At 71.1% G+C, this 15,971-nt stretch carries 14 protein-coding genes; 13 read left to right on the forward strand and 1 reads right to left on the reverse strand.

Annotated elements, in window-relative coordinates:
* The first annotated feature begins 288 nt into the window (after nt 1-288).
* The 12 genes from dnaK (at nt 289) to FOF52_RS18745 (ending at nt 12,894) form a co-directional block, all read left to right on the forward strand.
* Nucleotides 289-2,130, forward strand: a complete 1,842-nt coding sequence (gene dnaK / locus FOF52_RS18690; protein ID WP_248591211.1) for a molecular chaperone DnaK — start codon at nt 289-291, stop codon at nt 2,128-2,130.
* A 29-nt stretch (nt 2,131-2,159) separates the two neighbouring features.
* The gene (gene grpE, locus FOF52_RS18695) at nt 2,160-2,900 is read left to right on the forward strand and encodes a nucleotide exchange factor GrpE (protein ID WP_248591212.1); all 741 of its coding nucleotides are present in this window, start codon (nt 2,160-2,162) and stop codon (nt 2,898-2,900) included.
* Nucleotides 2,901-2,990: 90 nt separating this feature from the next.
* Nucleotides 2,991-4,130, forward strand: coding sequence for a molecular chaperone DnaJ (dnaJ, locus tag FOF52_RS18700; RefSeq protein ID WP_248591213.1), 1,140 nt, complete (start codon nt 2,991-2,993; stop codon nt 4,128-4,130).
* Nucleotides 4,131-4,135: 5 nt separating this feature from the next.
* Nucleotides 4,136-4,570 (forward strand): heat shock protein transcriptional repressor HspR, encoded by a 435-nt coding sequence (locus tag FOF52_RS18705; RefSeq protein WP_248591214.1) that lies wholly within the window; start codon nt 4,136-4,138, stop codon nt 4,568-4,570.
* Nucleotides 4,571-4,662: 92 nt separating this feature from the next.
* Nucleotides 4,663-7,269 (forward strand): ATP-dependent chaperone ClpB, encoded by a 2,607-nt coding sequence (gene clpB, locus FOF52_RS18710; protein WP_248591215.1) that lies wholly within the window; start codon nt 4,663-4,665, stop codon nt 7,267-7,269.
* Between the two features lie 242 nt (nt 7,270-7,511).
* Nucleotides 7,512-7,715 (forward strand): hypothetical protein, encoded by a 204-nt coding sequence (locus tag FOF52_RS18715; protein ID WP_248591216.1) that lies wholly within the window; start codon nt 7,512-7,514, stop codon nt 7,713-7,715.
* Between the two features lie 406 nt (nt 7,716-8,121).
* Nucleotides 8,122-8,430, forward strand: a complete 309-nt coding sequence (locus FOF52_RS18720) for a winged helix-turn-helix domain-containing protein (protein WP_248591217.1) — start codon at nt 8,122-8,124, stop codon at nt 8,428-8,430.
* A gap of 163 nt (nt 8,431-8,593) precedes the next feature.
* Complete coding sequence (locus FOF52_RS18725) at nt 8,594-9,361, forward strand: ABC transporter ATP-binding protein (RefSeq protein WP_248591218.1); 768 nt, start codon at nt 8,594-8,596, stop codon at nt 9,359-9,361.
* Entirely contained in the window at nt 9,349-9,558 is a 210-nt protein-coding gene (locus FOF52_RS18730; protein WP_248591219.1) for a hypothetical protein, read from the forward strand. Before FOF52_RS18725 ends, FOF52_RS18730 begins: the two co-directional genes overlap by 13 nt.
* Entirely contained in the window at nt 9,555-10,319 is a 765-nt protein-coding gene (locus FOF52_RS18735) for an ABC transporter permease (protein WP_248591220.1), read from the forward strand. The genes FOF52_RS18730 and FOF52_RS18735 overlap by 4 nt, the downstream gene beginning before the upstream one ends.
* Nucleotides 10,320-10,434: 115 nt before the next feature.
* On the forward strand, nt 10,435-10,956 hold the full coding sequence (locus tag FOF52_RS18740; protein WP_248591221.1) for a hypothetical protein: 522 nt from the start codon (nt 10,435-10,437) through the stop codon (nt 10,954-10,956).
* A 114-nt stretch (nt 10,957-11,070) separates the two neighbouring features.
* The gene (locus tag FOF52_RS18745) at nt 11,071-12,894 is read left to right on the forward strand and encodes an acyl-CoA dehydrogenase (protein WP_248591222.1); all 1,824 of its coding nucleotides are present in this window, start codon (nt 11,071-11,073) and stop codon (nt 12,892-12,894) included.
* 78 nt (nt 12,895-12,972) lie between these two features.
* Here FOF52_RS18745 and FOF52_RS18750 read toward each other — a convergent pair whose 3' ends face one another.
* The gene (locus FOF52_RS18750; protein WP_248591223.1) at nt 12,973-14,247 is read right to left on the reverse strand and encodes a DUF2637 domain-containing protein; all 1,275 of its coding nucleotides are present in this window, start codon (nt 14,245-14,247) and stop codon (nt 12,973-12,975) included.
* A gap of 304 nt (nt 14,248-14,551) precedes the next feature.
* Between FOF52_RS18750 and cysS the strand changes: the two genes are divergently transcribed.
* Nucleotides 14,552-15,952 (forward strand): cysteine--tRNA ligase, encoded by a 1,401-nt coding sequence (cysS, locus tag FOF52_RS18755; protein ID WP_248591224.1) that lies wholly within the window; start codon nt 14,552-14,554, stop codon nt 15,950-15,952.
* Nucleotides 15,953-15,971: the final 19 nt, after the last annotated feature.

Consider the following 15,971-nt stretch of genomic DNA (forward strand, 5'->3'; position numbering starts at 1 on the left):
GAGGGTATGCGGCCTCTTCGGGTGGGTAGCCGGTCCGGGGGAGGCGCCGCGGTCCCGGTGCGGCCTCGGGGTTTCCCTGAGGGGCGGGCCAAGGCTTCCCCGGGGATGTCCCTGAACCGGGGTGATCTGGGAGGAGAAGTCGCGATCACCGGGAACAACCGGTGTGTCTCCTGCGTTGTCCTGGGTGCGAATGAAACTTGAGTCAGGTCGACTCAATTGATTTGACAGTGAGTCCGTCCCGAAGCAATATTGCGTTAGACAGGCTCAACTTTGACGGAGGAAGCACTCATGGCACGTGCGGTCGGCATCGACCTGGGAACAACGAACTCGGTCGTCGCGGTCCTGGAAGGCGGCGAGCCCACGGTCATCGCCAACGCCGAAGGCGCCCGGACCACCCCGTCCGTCGTGGCCTTCGCGAAGAACGGTGAGGTGCTCGTCGGTGAGGTCGCCAAGCGCCAGGCGGTCACCAACGTCGAGCGGACCATCCGCTCGGTCAAGCGCCACATGGGCACCGACTGGAAGACCGAGATCGACGGCAAGGACTTCAACCCGCAGCAGATCAGCGCCTTCGTGCTGCAGAAGCTGAAGCGCGACGCCGAGGCCTACCTCGGCGAGGAGGTCACCGACGCGGTCATCACCGTTCCGGCCTACTTCAGCGACGCCGAGCGGCAGGCCACCAAGGACGCGGGCAGGATCGCCGGCCTCAACGTGCTGCGGATCATCAACGAGCCCACCTCCGCCGCGCTCGCCTACCACCTGGAGAAGGAGGGCGAGGCCACCATCCTCGTCTTCGACCTGGGCGGCGGCACCTTCGACGTCTCGCTGCTGGACGTCGGCGACGGCGTGGTCGAGGTCAAGGCCACCCACGGTGACAACCACCTCGGTGGCGACGACTGGGACCAGGCCGTGGTCGACTGGCTGGTCGAGCGGTTCAAGAGCAGCAACGGCGTGGACCTGTCCAAGGACAAGATGGCCCTGCAGCGGCTGCGCGAGGCCGCGGAGAAGGCCAAGATCGAGCTGTCCAGCTCCACCGAGACCTCGATCAACCTGCCCTACATCACCGCCTCGTCCGAGGGCCCGCTGCACCTGGACGAGAAGCTCACCCGCGCCGAGTTCCAGCGGCTCACCGCCGACCTGCTCGAACGCACCAAGGGCCCGTTCAACCAGGTCATCCGGGACGCCGGCATCGACGTCAGCAAGATCGACCACGTGGTGCTGGTCGGCGGCTCCACCCGCATGCCCGCCGTGGTCGACCTGGTCCGCGAGCTGACCGGCGGCAAGGAGCCCAACAAGGGCGTCAACCCCGACGAGGTCGTCGCGGTCGGCGCGGCCCTGCAGGCCGGTGTGCTCAAGGGCGACGTCAAGGACGTGCTGCTGCTGGACGTGACCCCGCTGTCGCTGGGCATCGAGACCAAGGGCGGCGTGTTCACCAAGCTCATCGAGCGCAACACGGCCATCCCGACCAAGCGCTCGGAGATCTTCACCACGGCCGAGGACAACCAGCCCTCGGTGCAGATCCAGGTCTACCAGGGTGAGCGCGAGATCGCCCAGTACAACAAGAAGCTGGGTGTGTTCGACCTGACCGGGCTGCCCCCGGCGCCGCGCGGCGTGCCGCAGATCGAGGTCACCTTCGACATCGACGCCAACGGCATCGTCAACGTCACCGCCAAGGATCTCGGCACCGGCAAGGAGCAGTCGGTGACCATCTCCGGCGGGTCCGCCCTGCCCAAGGAGGACATCGACCGGATGATCCGCGAGGCGGAGGAGTACGCCGAGCAGGACCGCAAGCGCCGCGAGGAAGCCGAGGTCCGCAACAACGCCGAGTCGCTGGTCTACCAGACCGAGAAGGTCATCGCCGACAACGAGGACAAGATCCCCGCCGACGTCAAGAGCGAGACCCAGGAGGCGCTGGGCGACCTGAAGAAGGCCCTGGAGGGCAGCGACATCGAGGCCATCCGCAGCGCCAGCGAGAAGGTCGCCCTGGCCAGCCAGAAGATCGGCTCCGCGATCTACAGCCAGAGCCAGCAGGCCTCCGGCGGGGACGGCGCGGGCGGCCAGAGCGCCGACGACGCCGACGTCGTGGATGCCGAGATCGTCGACGAGGAGCCCAAGCGCGAAGGCAACGCCTGAGACCGGCTCTGGATGAGGAGGCGTAGCTAATGGCGCTGCCGGAGAACGAGCACAGCAAAGAGCAGGAGGGGCCGGTGATCCGCGACAACCGGCGCATCGACCCCGAGACCGGCGAGCCGCGCGTCCCGGAGGGGACGGCCGAGGAGTCCTCCCCGGACTCCGAGGCCGCGGCCGCCGAGCCCACCGAGGCGCAGGCGCCCGCCGAGAACGACGCGGAGCTGGAGCGGCTGCGGCAGGAGGTCGCGGAACGCACCGACGACCTCAAGCGGCTGCAGGCCGAGTACGTCAACTACCGCCGACGGGTCGACCGGGACCGGGCCGCGGTGCGGGAGCAGGCGCTCGCCCAGGTCCTCACCGAGCTGCTGCCGGTCCTGGACGACATCGGCCGGGCCCGCGCGCACAACGAACTGGTCGGCGGCTTCAAGTCGGTGGGCGAGGCGCTGGAGTCCCTGGTCTCCCGGATGGGGCTGAAGAAGTACGGGGAGAAGGGCGACGAGTTCGACCCGACCGTCCACGAGGCCCTGACCATGGTGCCCTCGGCCGACGTGACCGTCCCGACCATCGTCGAGGTGTTCCAACCGGGGTACCTCATGGGTGAGCGGGTGGTCCGCCCGGCCCGCGTGGTCGTGGCCGGCCCCACCGAGGAGGACGCGGGCGCCTCCACGGAGGAGGCCGCAACCGAAGAGGCGCCCGCGGCGTCCGAGCCGACGGGGACGTCCGACACGTCGGACCGGTCCGACGAAGACGAGAAGACCGCGGGCGACGAGTAGCGCGAGCGGTAGGAAGCCGTGTCCCGGGCCGCGGCCCGGGACACGCGACCCATCCACCACCTGAGCACGGAGCGGGAGAAGCAGACGTCGATGAGCACCAAGGACTACCTGGAGAAGGACTACTACAAGGTCCTCGGAGTCTCAAAGACGGCCACCGCGGACGAGATCAGGAGTGCCTACCGCAAGCTCGCACGCAAGTACCACCCCGACGCCAACAAGGGCGACGCCGAGGCCGAGAGCCGGTTCAAGGACATCTCCGAGGCGTACAGCGTCCTGTCCGACGAGAAGCGCCGCAAGGAGTACGACGAGGCCCGGTCGCTGTTCGGCGGCGCCTACCGGCCCGGCGGGGGCGGCGTCGGCGACTTCCACCTCGGCGACCTGTTCGGCCAGACCGCGGCCAGCGGCGGCGAGCGGCTCACCGACCTGTTCGGCGGGCTGTTCGGCGGCCGCGGCCGCTCCAGCCAGTCCCGGCGCGGCGCCGACCTGGAGACCGAGACCACACTCAGCTTCACCGAGGCGGTCAAGGGCACCACCACGACCTTCACACTGACCACCACGGCCTCGTGTCCCACCTGCCGGGGCACCGGAGCCAAGCCCGGGACCACCCCGCGGGTCTGCCCCAAGTGCGCGGGCACCGGACACGAGAGCACCAACCTCGGCGGCTTCTCCCTGTCGGAACCGTGCAGCCTGTGCAAGGGCCGCGGCTTCCTCGCCGACGACCCGTGCACCACCTGCTCCGGCTCCGGGAACGTGAAGAGCACCCGCACCGTGCAGGCCCGCATCCCCGCGGGCGTGTCCGACGGCCAGAAGATCCGGCTGCGGGGCAAGGGCGAACCGGGGGAGCGCGGCGGCCCCGCCGGCGACCTGCTGGTGACGGTCCGGGTCACCCCGCATCCCGTGTTCGGCCGATCCGGGGACAACCTCACCGTCACCGTCCCGGTGACCTTCCCCGAGGCCGTGCTGGGCGCGGAGGTGCGCGTACCCACCCTGGGCGGACTGCCCGTCACCGTGAAGATTCCGCCGGGCACCCGCAACGGGCGCGTGCTGCGCGTCCGCGGCAAGGGCGCCCCCCGGCGCGACGGAACGACCGGAGACCTGCTGGTGACCGTCGAGGTGGCGGTGCCGCAGAATCTCAACAGAGAGGCGCGGGAGGCGCTGGAGCGGTTCCGGGCCGCCACAGCCGACCACGACCCGCGCGCCGACCTGGAAGCTCGGGCGAAGGGGGCGTGAGAACCATGAACGACGCCACGTTCGGCGACGACACTCCCGTCTACGTCATCTCGGTCGCGGCGGAGCTGTCGGGACTCCACCCGCAGACCCTGCGCCAGTACGACCGGCTCGGACTGGTGAGTCCGGGGCGTACGGCGGGCCGCGGCCGACGCTACTCGATGCGCGACATCCAGATGCTGCGCGAGGTGCAGCGCCTGTCCCAGGAGGAGGGCATCAACCTCGCGGGGATCAAGCGGATCCTGGAGTTGCAGCGTGAGGTGGCCGAGCTGCGCGAGCACATCTTCCACCTGCACAACGAACTGAACGCGGCGCGCTCCGCCGTGGCCCGGCGCGCCACCAGCGCCCGGCCCTCCGGAGGCGGCGGTGAACTGATCCCGGTCCACCGCACCCGCGTCACCATCTTCAACCACACCACGACCCAGCCCCCCGAGACGCAGTAGCAGCCCGGGCCGCCCCAGGCCCCGGGCTCCCTCGGGCCGTCGGCTGGTCAGCGCATACGTCTCACTGTTCTGTGCCTTGAAGGGGCGGCAAAATGGACTACAAGCTCACCAGGAAGAGCCAGGAGGCGCTGTCGGCGGCGATCCGGAGGGCCACCGCGGACGGAAGCCCGCAGGTCGAACCGGTGCACCTGCTCTCCGCTCTGGTCGGCCAGGCCGAGGGGGTGGTGCGTCCCCTGCTCAAGGAGGTGGGCGCCGATCCCGGCAGACTCACCTCCCGGGTGGAGGAGGCGATCGCCGCGCTTCCCCGGGCGTCGGGATCCACGGTCAGCGCGCCGGCGAGCTCCCGGCAGCTCATCGTCTCGCTGAACACCGCGGCGCAGCGCGCCAAACAGCTGGAGGACGAGTACGTCTCCACCGAGCACCTGCTGGTCGGGCTGGCGACCGACGGCGGCACGGCCGCGACCCTGCTGCGGGAGGCGGGCGCCACACCGGAGGCGCTGCTGGAGGCGTTCGAGCGGGTCCGCGGCAGCGCCCGCGTCACCTCGGAGACCCCCGAGGACACCTACCAGGCGCTGGAGAAGTACGGGGTGGACCTCACCCAGCGCGCCCGCGACGGCGAGCTGGACCCGGTGATCGGCCGTGACGCGGAGATCCGCCGGGTGGTGCAGGTGCTGTCGCGGCGCACCAAGAACAACCCGGTGCTCATCGGCGAGCCCGGTGTGGGCAAGACCGCGGTCGTGGAGGGGCTCGCCCAGCGCATCGTCGCCGGCGACGTCCCCGAGTCGCTGCGCGACAAGCGGCTCATCTCGCTGGACCTGCCCGCGATGGTGGCGGGCGCGAAGTACCGGGGCGAGTTCGAGGAGCGGCTCAAGGCCGTCCTCAACGAGATCAAGCAGAGCAACGGGCAGATCATCACGTTCATCGACGAGCTGCACACCGTGGTCGGCGCGGGCGCGGCCGAGGGCGCGATGGACGCGGGCAACATGCTCAAGCCGATGCTGGCCCGCGGCGAGCTGCGCATGGTCGGCGCGACCACCCTGGACGAGTACCGCGAGCGCATCGAGAAGGACCCGGCGCTGGAGCGGAGGTTCCAGCAGGTGATGGTCGGCGAGCCGTCGGCCGCCGACACCATCGCGATCCTGCGCGGGCTCAAGGGCCGCTACGAGGCGCACCACAAGGTGCAGATCGCCGACTCGGCGCTGGTGGCGGCGGCCACCCTGTCCGACCGCTACATCACCGCCAGGTTCCTGCCGGACAAGGCCATCGACCTGATCGACGAGGCGGCGTCGCGGCTGCGCATGGAGATCGACTCCCGGCCGGTGGAGATCGACGAGCTGCAGCGCGTGGTGGACCGCCTCAAGATGGAGGAGATGGCGCTGAGCAAGGAGTCCGACTCCGCCTCCAAGCAGCGGCTGGAGCGGCTGCGCGCCGATCTCGCCGACCGGCAGGAGCAGCTCAGCGCGCTGGTCGCCCGCTGGGAGCAGGAGAAGGCCGGACTCAACCGGGTCGGCGAGCTCAAGGAGCAGCTGGACGAGCTGCGGGGCCAGGCCGAACGCGCCCAGCGTGACGGTGACTTCGAGGAGGCCTCCCGGCTGATGTACGGGGAGATCCCGCAGCTGGAGCGGCAGTTGGCGGAGGCCGCGTCCGAGGAGGGCTCGGCCGAGCGGCAGGCCACGATGGTCAAGGAGGAGGTCGGCGCCGACGACGTGGCCGACGTGGTGTCGTCGTGGACCGGCATCCCCGTGGGCCGGCTGATGGAGGGCGAGACCGCCAAGCTGCTGCGCATGGAGGAGGAGCTCGGACGGCGCCTCATCGGGCAGCGGCGCGCGGTGGCCGCGGTCTCCGACGCGGTGCGCCGGGCGCGCGCCGGGATCTCCGACCCCGACCGGCCCACCGGTTCCTTCCTGTTCCTCGGGCCCACGGGCGTGGGCAAGACGGAGCTGGCGAAGGCGCTCGCGGAGTTCCTGTTCGACGACGAGCGCGCGATCGTGCGCCTCGACATGAGCGAGTACGCCGAGAAGCACTCGGTGGCCCGCCTGGTGGGCGCGCCCCCCGGGTACGTCGGCTACGAGGAGGGCGGCCAGCTCACCGAGGCGGTGCGGCGGCGCCCCTACACGGTGGTGCTGCTGGACGAGGTGGAGAAGGCGCACATCGAGGTCTTCGACACCCTGCTCCAGGTCCTCGACGACGGTCGGCTCACCGACGGGCAGGGCCGCCGCGTGGACTTCCGCAACACCCTCCTGATCCTGACCTCCAACCTGGGGTCGCAGTTCCTGATCGACCCCACGCTGGACGAGGCCCAGCGGCAGGACAAGGTCATGCAGGTGGTGCGGAGCACCTTCAAGCCGGAGTTCCTGAACCGGCTGGACGACGTGATCGTGTTCGACGCGCTGTCCACCGACGAGCTGACCAAGATCGTCGACCTGCAGGTGGACCGGCTGGCCCGGCGGCTGGCGGACCGGCGGCTGAAGCTGGAGGTCACCCCGGCGGCCCGCGAGTGGCTGGCGCTGACCGGCTACGACCCGCTCTACGGTGCCCGTCCGCTGCGCCGGCTGGTGCAGACCGCCATCGGCGACCCGCTGGCCCGTGAACTGCTGTCGGGTGAACTCGTCGAGGGCGACACCGTCCGCGTGGACCTGAACGAGTCCGCGGACGCGCTGTCGGTGGGCCGGGCGGAGGACGCCGTGTCCACCGGGTGAGGGGCGGCCTGAGGACCACGGGGGGCGGCGGCGCGGCAGCGCCGCCGCCCCCGGTCGTGTCCGCGCCGCGGCCCGCGGGCACCTGAAAACGGGAATCGAATCGGTTTCTCTTGTGGTGCTGGAGGGGCAGGATTCCTTCTCTGCGAAAAATGGATGATTTGTCCTTTATTCGTAGAAAGTTATAGTCAGCGTGCGGCTGATGCTTTTGCTGCGTCAGCGCATGTCAAGAACGGAGTCCCCTCATGGAGAAGCAGGTCCCCTGGCACCACGACAACGCCAAGGTCGGGCCTTTCACCGGCCTGATGGCCGCAGCCGCCCTTGCCGCTTCCTTCCTGGTGCAGAAGTTCTCCTGGTACGTGTCCCCCGTCCTCCTGGTGGCCATCGCGGCCACCCTGTGGGGCCTCTACCGGATCTCGGCCAACGCCAAGGCGCAGAAGAACTCCTGACGACGCGGGCCGCTCGCCGTTGACCGCTGATGAGGGGAAGTGGTCGACACCGCGGGAACGCGGATCCGGTCCGGGGGTGTAAGGGGAGGGCGGGATGTTCCGCCGGGACCCCGGGACGGACCGCGGCGGGAGGGCGGGCGGAGAGGGCACGGCCGCCCCGGGACGTCGTCCCGGGGCGGCCGAACCGTTTCCGGCACGGTGGCGGCGCCTGCCGGAGGGAGAGGGAGGAGGCCGCGCGGCGGGGTGGAGGGGGCCGTCCGGCGCGGCCCGTCCGCCGGAAGTGCTGTACTGGTGGTGACCGGGGCGTACCACCGGCGGCGTGCGGTCCTCTCGTCGCAGGCCCGCCCCGGGACGCCGTACGCCGCGGCGACGAGGAGAGCACGGATCATGGGGGGAGTACGCGGCCATGACGCATCCGCGCAAGTCGCTCGACGAGGTCATCCACGCCCCGGTGCGGTTCTCCATCATGGCCGCCCTGGCCGCGGTGGAGTCGGCGGACTTCAAGACCGTGCGCGAGGCCGTGGAGGTCACCGACTCGACGCTGTCCAAGCAGGTCTCCACCCTGGAGGGCGCCGGCTACGTCCAGGTGCGCAAGACGTTCGTCGGCAAGCGGCCGCGCACCTACCTGTCCCTCACCAAGGAGGGGCGGCGCGCGCTCACACGCCACATCAACGCGCTGAAGGAGATCGCGGCGGGGGCGGTCGAGACGCCCTGACCCCGTCTTCGCGGCCCGTCCGCGCCCGTCACCCGGGCCGGTCGGGCTTTCTTATTGGCATGTACTTGCCAATCTGGAAAGTACATGCCAATCTTGAGAAAACATCCGATAAGGAAAGTAGTTCCGCGCCTCGGCGTGGCAGACGACGGGAGGGCCGTTGCCCATGACGCCGACCGGCCCCGCGGTGGTCATCGAGAAACTGGTCAAGCGCTACCCCGGCCCCGGAGGCGGAGTCACCGCCGTGGCCGGGATCGACCTCACGATCGCCGACGGAGAGATCTTCGGACTGCTCGGACCGAACGGTGCGGGCAAGACCACCACCATCGAGACCCTGGTGGGACTGCGCAGGCCGACCGAGGGCACGGTGCGCGTCCTGGGCCTCGACCCGGTCCGGCAGCGTGCGGAGGTCCGCCGCGTCGTGGCCGTCCAGCCCCAGCAGGCGTCGGTGTTCGAGTTCCAGACCGTCGCGGAGCTGCTGCACTTCTGGGCCTCCTGCCACCCCGACCCCGCCGACCCCGAGGAGATCATCGAGCGGATGGGGCTGACCGGGTCGCGGGACGTGCGGACGGCCAAGCTCTCCGGCGGACAGCGGCAGCGGCTGCTGGTCGGCACCGCGCTGGTCTCCCGACCCCGGCTGCTCGTCCTGGACGAGCCGTCCACCGGCATGGACCCCAACTCCCGCGAGGAGCTGTGGGCCGCGGTCCGCGCCCACCGCGACGCCGGGGGGACGGTGCTGCTGTCCACCCACTCCATGGAGGAGGCCGAGGCGCTCTGCGACCGCGTCGCCATCGTCGACCGGGGGCGGATCGTCGCCTGCGGACCCCCGAGGAACTGGTGCACGAGCACGTCCCCGAACAGGAGGTGCTGTTCACCACGGCCTCCGGAAGCGACCTGGCCGGACTCGGGGAACGCGCCGACGTGCTGGAGATGACCACCACCGAGCTGTCCGGCGGCGACGTCCGGGTGCGGCTGCGCACCCTCGACCCCGACCGCGTCCTCATGGACGTGCTCACCGGCCCGCTGCGCGTGCGCCGCATCCAGACCCGGGAGGCCGGACTGGAGGACGTGTTCCGCCGGGTCACCGGACGCTCCTTCGCCGCAGCCGAGAGCCTTGAGGAGGCCGCGTGAACACGTCCCTGATGCGGGAGCTGACCCTGCTGCAGACCCGCGAGTTCGTCCGTGACCGCAGGTACTTCTACTTCGCGCTGATCTTCCCCCTCGGCATGATGGGCCTGTTCCTCGGGATGGCCCTGCTCTTCCCCGGCGAGCCCGACCCGGAGTTCAGCCTGCGGGGGATCGTCGTGCCGATGGCGATCTTCATGGCCCTCACCAGCGTCGGCTTCATGGCGACCGCGGCCCCGCTCGCCGCGATGCGCAGCAAGGGGACGCTGCGGCTGCTGGGCACCACCCCGGTGAGCCGGGCCCAGGTGATCCTCAGCCACATGCCCGCCCGGCTGGGGCTGGTGCTGGCCCAGGTGGCGGCCATGCTCGCGGTCGGGGTGGCCGTCGGTGCGGCGGAACTGTCGGCGGTGCCCGCGCTGTTCGGCGTCAGCCTGCTCGGCCTGGCCATGTTCGGCGCGCTGGGCTACCTGATGGGCGGACTGCTGGCCACCCCGGACGTCGCCGCCAACGTGAGCACCCTGGTGCAGTTGGCCGCGCTCTTCCTCAGCGGCTTCGTCTTCCCGCTGGACCTGCTGCCCGACCCCGCCGCGCAGGTGCTCCGCTACCTGCCGACGACCTTCTTCGCGGACCTGATGGCCACGCAGCTGCCCGGAGGAGAGGCGGTGCACCCGGTCTGGCTGTCGGTGACCGTGGTCCTGGCCACGACGGCGGTCTGCATCCTGCTGGCGGTCCGTACCTTCCGGTGGGACCAGGGCGAGGCCGGCTGACCGGGAAACCGGGACCTCCCGGGGGCGGAAGGACGACCGCTCCCGGGAGGTTTCCTGCTGTTCCGCCGAAGAGGAGGACAATGGCTTCCAGGCGCTTCGGCTGGGAGGAGCAGGCATGCGTGCGAGGCAGGTGCCGCGCCGGGACGACGACACGCCTCGGCGTCACCACCACGAGTTCACCAACGTCGTGCTGCGTGCGATCACGTGCCAACTGGGCCCCCGGTTCTTCACCCTGGCCAGGGAGAAGCGGCTCGCCGAGGGGCTGCTCGGCGCGTGGCAGCGCACCGGGGCCGCGCTGCCCGAGGAGCAGCGGCTGCCGTCCGCCGGGCTGACCACGATCTTCACCGTCCGCGGGACGCTGGAGGCCGCCGTGGTGGTGCTGCCCCAGCCGATGCGGCCGAAGGAGGCGTACCTGGTGTGCGGGACCCGCGGCGACGACCCGTTCCTCGGCCCGACCGACCCGGACTTCCACGTCCTGGAGGCCGACCGCACGTTCCACGGCAACAGCACCGAGCGCCGGACCCGACTGGTCCGCTGGACCCGCGACGGGCGCAGCCTCGACCTGGGCGAGGGGCCGCTGCCCGAGGTCGGAGCGGTGCTGGACGCGATCGTCCGGGTGATGTCCATCGGGTCATAGGGCCGTCACCCAGTCCCCCTGGCACTCCACTACTACCGAGTAGTAACATTGTTTTGTTACCAGTCAGTAGATCGCTGTGTGTGAACAGCGGTAGTGACACAGCGGAGCGCGGGCATGACACACTACAAGAGCAACCTCCGGGACCTTGAGTTCAACCTGTTCGAGGTGTTCAACCGCCAGGAGATCATGGGCTCCGGTCCCTTCGAGGACCTCGACGAGGACACCGCCCGTGACATCCTGGCCGAGGTCAACCGGCTGGCCAGTGGAGTCGTGGCGGAGTCCTTCGCGGACGCCGACCGCAACCCCCCGGTGTTCGACCCCGAGACCAACTCGGTGACGATCCCCGAGAGCTTCAAGAAGTCCTACCAGGCGTACATGGACGCCGAGTGGTACCGCCTGGACCTGCCCCCCGAGCTGGGCGGCACCGGCGCCCCCCGCTCCCTGGTGTGGGCCGTGGCCGAGATGATCCTCGGCGCCAACCCCGCCGTGCACATGTACTCCGCGGGCCCCGGCTTCGCCAACGTCCTCTGGCAGGAGGGCAACGAGGAGCAGAAGAAGTTCGCCAAGCTGGCGATCGAACGCGGCTGGGGCGCCACCATGGTCCTCACCGAGCCCGACGCCGGCTCCGACGTGGGCGCCGGCCGCACCAAGGCGATCAAGCAGGACGACGGCACCTGGCACATCGAGGGCGTCAAGCGCTTCATCACCTCGGCCGAGCACGACATGTCGGAGAACATCTTCCACCTCGTGCTCGCCCGTCCCGAGGGCCACGGCCCCGGCACCAAGGGCCTGTCGCTGTTCCTGGTCCCCAAGTACCTGGTCAACGAGGACGGCTCGCTCGGCGAGCGCAACGGCGTCTACGTCACCAACGTCGAGGACAAGATGGGCCTGAAGGTCTCCACCACCTGCGAGGTGACCTTCGGCGCCAAGCACCCGGCCATCGGCTACCTCGTCGGCGACAAGCACGACGGCATCCGGCAGATGTTCCTCATCATCGAGTACGCCCGGATGATGGTCGGCACCAAGGCCATCGCCACCCTGTCCACCGGCTACCTCAACGCGCTGGCCTACGCCAAGGAGCGCGTCCAGGGCGCCGACCTCACCCAGCAGGCCGACAAGACCGCGCCCCGGGTCACCATCACCCACCACCCGGACGTGCGCCGCAGCCTGATGCTGCAGAAGTCCTACGCCGAGGCCCTGCGCGCCCTGGTCATCTACACCGCCACCCAGCAGGACGCGGTGCAGCTCGCCGCCGCCAACGGCCAGGACGCCGGCGAGTACGAGGCCATGAACGACCTGCTGCTGCCGCTGGTCAAGGGCGTGGGCTCGGAGCGCTCCTACGCGCTGCTGGCCGAGTCCCTCCAGACCCTCGGCGGCTCCGGCTACCTGCAGGAGTACCCGATCGAGCAGTACATCCGGGACTCCAAGATCGACACCCTCTACGAGGGCACCACCGCCATCCAGGGCATGGACCTGTTCTTCCGCAAGATCGTGAAGAACAACGGCCAGGCGCTGGGCAAGCTCATGGGCGAGATCCAGGCGTTCGCCACGAGCGAGGCGGGCAACGGCCAGCTCAAGAACGAGCGCGCGCTGCTCGCCGAGGCCGCCGCGGACGTCCAGGCGATGGTGGAGACCATGGTCGGCGACGCGATGCGGTCCATGGAGGAGCCCCGCGAGATCTACAAGGTGGGCCTCAACACCACCCGCCTGCTGCTCGCCCTGGGCGACCTGGTGCTGGGCTGGCTGCTGCTGCGCCAGGCCGAGGTCGCGCTGGCCCGCCTCGACGGCGCCAGCGGAGCCGACCGGGACTTCTACACCGGCAAGGTCGCCGCGGCGCGGTTCTTCGCCGACCAGGTCCTGCCCCGGCTGTCCGTCGAGCGCAAGATCGCCGAGCGCACCACGCTCGACCTGATGGACCTGCCCGAGTCCGCGTTCTGACGCGTCCGGCACCGGCCCGACGGAGGACGGCGCCGTCCCGGCACCACGAGGCGGGGGTCGCACGGCCCCCGCCTCCGCTCATTCCTCCGGTGGCGCCGGACTGCTGCGCACCTCGCTCGACGGGGGACGCAGCGGCGGGATGCCGCTCCGGCGGGGCCTGAGCGCCACGGGGCGGCTCCGCAGCGCCGGCTTCGCGGGCTCGGACGGCACGGCGTCCGCGTCGGCCCCGGACGCGACGGCGGGCTCTGCGGCGACCGGTTCCGCGGGGGCGGCCGGGGGCGCGGCGACGGCGGGCTCCGGTTCCCAGCGGTGCGCCTCGTCCCCGGCGGGATCGTCCACGAGTGAGGAGTCGCCCGTCTCCCAGTCGTCCTCCGGGTCGGTGATGCTCTCCCAGTCCGCGTCGTCCGCCTCGGCGTCCACGGGGTCCGCGTGCGCCGGGCCGGAAGGCCCGGCCGGCTCCTCGGGCTCCTCCCGGCCGCGGGCTCCCGCGGCCTGCCGGATCGCGCTGCCGCCCGTCGAGGGGACACGCTTGGGCAGACCTCCGCCGTCGGGGGCGGGACCGGCGGGGGCCGGCTCCGGGAGGTCGGGCCGCTGCACCGGCTCCTCCCGGAAGAAGTCGTCGAACGGGTCCGGCGCGGTCGGCGCCGCAGCGGCCGCCCGGGCGTCCTCCTCCGAAAGGGGAGCGGGGGACGGCGTGCTGTCCACCACCGGCTCGGGCGGCGGAGGCAGGACGAGGGCGGGCGCCGCCTCCTGCGGCACCGGCACGCGCCCGGAGGCCCCCTCGGGGGAGGGGGCCACGTCCGGAGCGTGCCGCGCCTCCTCCCGGTCCACGGCCTCCCGGTCCACGGTCCCGTCCCCGGCGGAACTCCGCGGCGCGGGGACGCGTTCGCCGCGGACCTGCGCCACGATCCACAGCAGCAGCCGGAACGAGACCAGCAGCGCCAGCCACGGCGTGACCGCGACCACGAGCGTCGCCGCCCACTCCAGCAGTTCGTAGCGGAACGAACGCAGGGCACTGGCCGCCGCCGCCGACAGGATCATCACCAGGACGAGGGCGTCCACCCAGACCCGGCGGCGCCGCGGGGCCTCGCGCAGCAGGTAGGTGGCCCAGAAGGCCATCAGCAGCAGCAGGGTGAACAGCCCCGGGTACAGGTGCGCGGTCCATCCGGCCGCGCCGCCCCGCACGGCGATCTGGTAGATGCCGTTGTAGGACAGCAGGACGGCACAGGCCGCGATCGCGGCGACACCGAGCACGGCCATCGTGATGACAGCCGCGCGCGACGCCCCGCCCGAGGCGGTCGGGGAGACCGTGCGGCGGGCGGTCCGAGGAGGGTGGGAGGGTTGAGCTGCCATCGTGCGCAGGCTAGCCCAGAAACGCCTGTTCGTACGAGGCTTGTGGCCGAAAGCGGCAGCGTGCGGACGGTGCCGGCCGTCCCGGTCCGACCCCGGTCCGCCCAGCTGGCAAGGGCTCCGGTGAACGGGAGACGCCCGTGGCGTCGACCGCGCCCGCACACCGCGTCACGACTTCGGGTACGGCGGTGCGGGCCATTACGGGTGACCGCTTCACCCGGCGGGGCCGTCGGAGCGACTCGGCAACTGACGGCCGACGGGCCGCGGGGATCGCCGAAACGGCCGGAGAACGGATACCCTTGGCACCGTGAGTCTGCGCTTCTATGACACCCGAGCCCGCCAGGTCCGCGACTTCGTCCCGCTGCGCGAGGGATGCGTCTCGCTGTACCTGTGTGGCGCCACGGTGCAGGCTCCCCCGCACATCGGGCACATCCGCTCGGGCGTGAGCTTCGACATCCTCCGCCGCTGGCTGACCTACCGCGGCTACCGGGTCGTCTTCTGCCGCAACGTCACCGACATCGACGACAAGATCCTCCGGGTCGCCGCCGCCGAGGGCGTGCAGTGGTGGGAGGTCAGCGAACGCAACCAGCGCGCCTTCACCAGGGCCTACGACGTGCTGGGCTGCCTGCCGCCCACCGTGGAGCCGCGCGCCACCGGACACGTCCCCGAGATGATCGAGCTGATGCGGCGGCTCATCGAACGCGGACACGCCTACCCGGCCGAGGACGGCTCCGGCGACGTCTACTTCGACGTCGCCTCCTACCCCAAGTACGGTTCGCTGTCCAACCAGCGCGTCGACGAGATGCGCGCCGCCGAGGACGGCGACGCGCGTGCCAAGCGCGACCCGCGCGACTTCGCGCTGTGGAAGGGCGCCCGCCCCGGCGAGCCCTCCTGGCCCACCCCGTGGGGGCCGGGACGCCCCGGCTGGCACCTGGAGTGCTCGGCGATGGCCACCAAGTACCTCGGCCCCACGTTCGACATCCACGGCGGCGGCGTCGACCTGGTCTTCCCGCACCACGAGAACGAGGCCGCCCAGTCCAACGCGGCCGGCGACGGCTTCGCCCGCTACTGGCTGCACAACGGCATGCTCACCACCGGCGGCGAGAAGATGAGCAAGTCGCTGGGCAACTCGCTGCTGATCCCGGAGGTCATCCGGCGGGTCCGCCCGGTCGAACTCCGCTACTACCTGGGCCAGGCCCACTACCGCTCCAACCTGGACTACACCGAGGAGTCGCTGCGCGAGGCCGCCACCGCCTACCAGCGCTTCGAGAACTTCCTCGTCCGGGTCAACGAGATCGCCGGCCCGGTGCCCGAGGGCGTGCCCGTGCCCGAGGAGTTCGCCGCCGCCCTCGACGACGACCTGGGCGTCCCCCAGGCGCTGGCGGTGGCCCACAGCCACGTGCGCGAGGGCAACTCCGCGCTCGCCGAGGGCGGCAAGGAACGCGCCGTCGAGATCGCGGGAGGGCTGCGGGCGATGCTCGCGGTCCTCGGCTTGGACCCGCTGTCGCCGCAGTGGGCCGGAAGCGAGGGCTCGGGACTGCGCGACGTGGTCGACTCGCTGGTGTCGGTGGTGCTGGAGCAGCGCCAGGCCGCACGCGCGCGCAAGGACTACGCCACCGCCGACCAGCTTCGCGACCAGCTCGCCGCGGCGGGTATCGCCGTGGAGGACACCCCCGAGGGCCCGCGCTGGGAGCTGAAGCGCGACTAGGACATCCGGTTCCGACGGC

The sequence above is a fragment of the Thermobifida alba genome (genome assembly GCF_023208015.1).
Lineage (GTDB): Bacteria > Actinomycetota > Actinomycetes > Streptosporangiales > Streptosporangiaceae > Thermobifida > Thermobifida alba.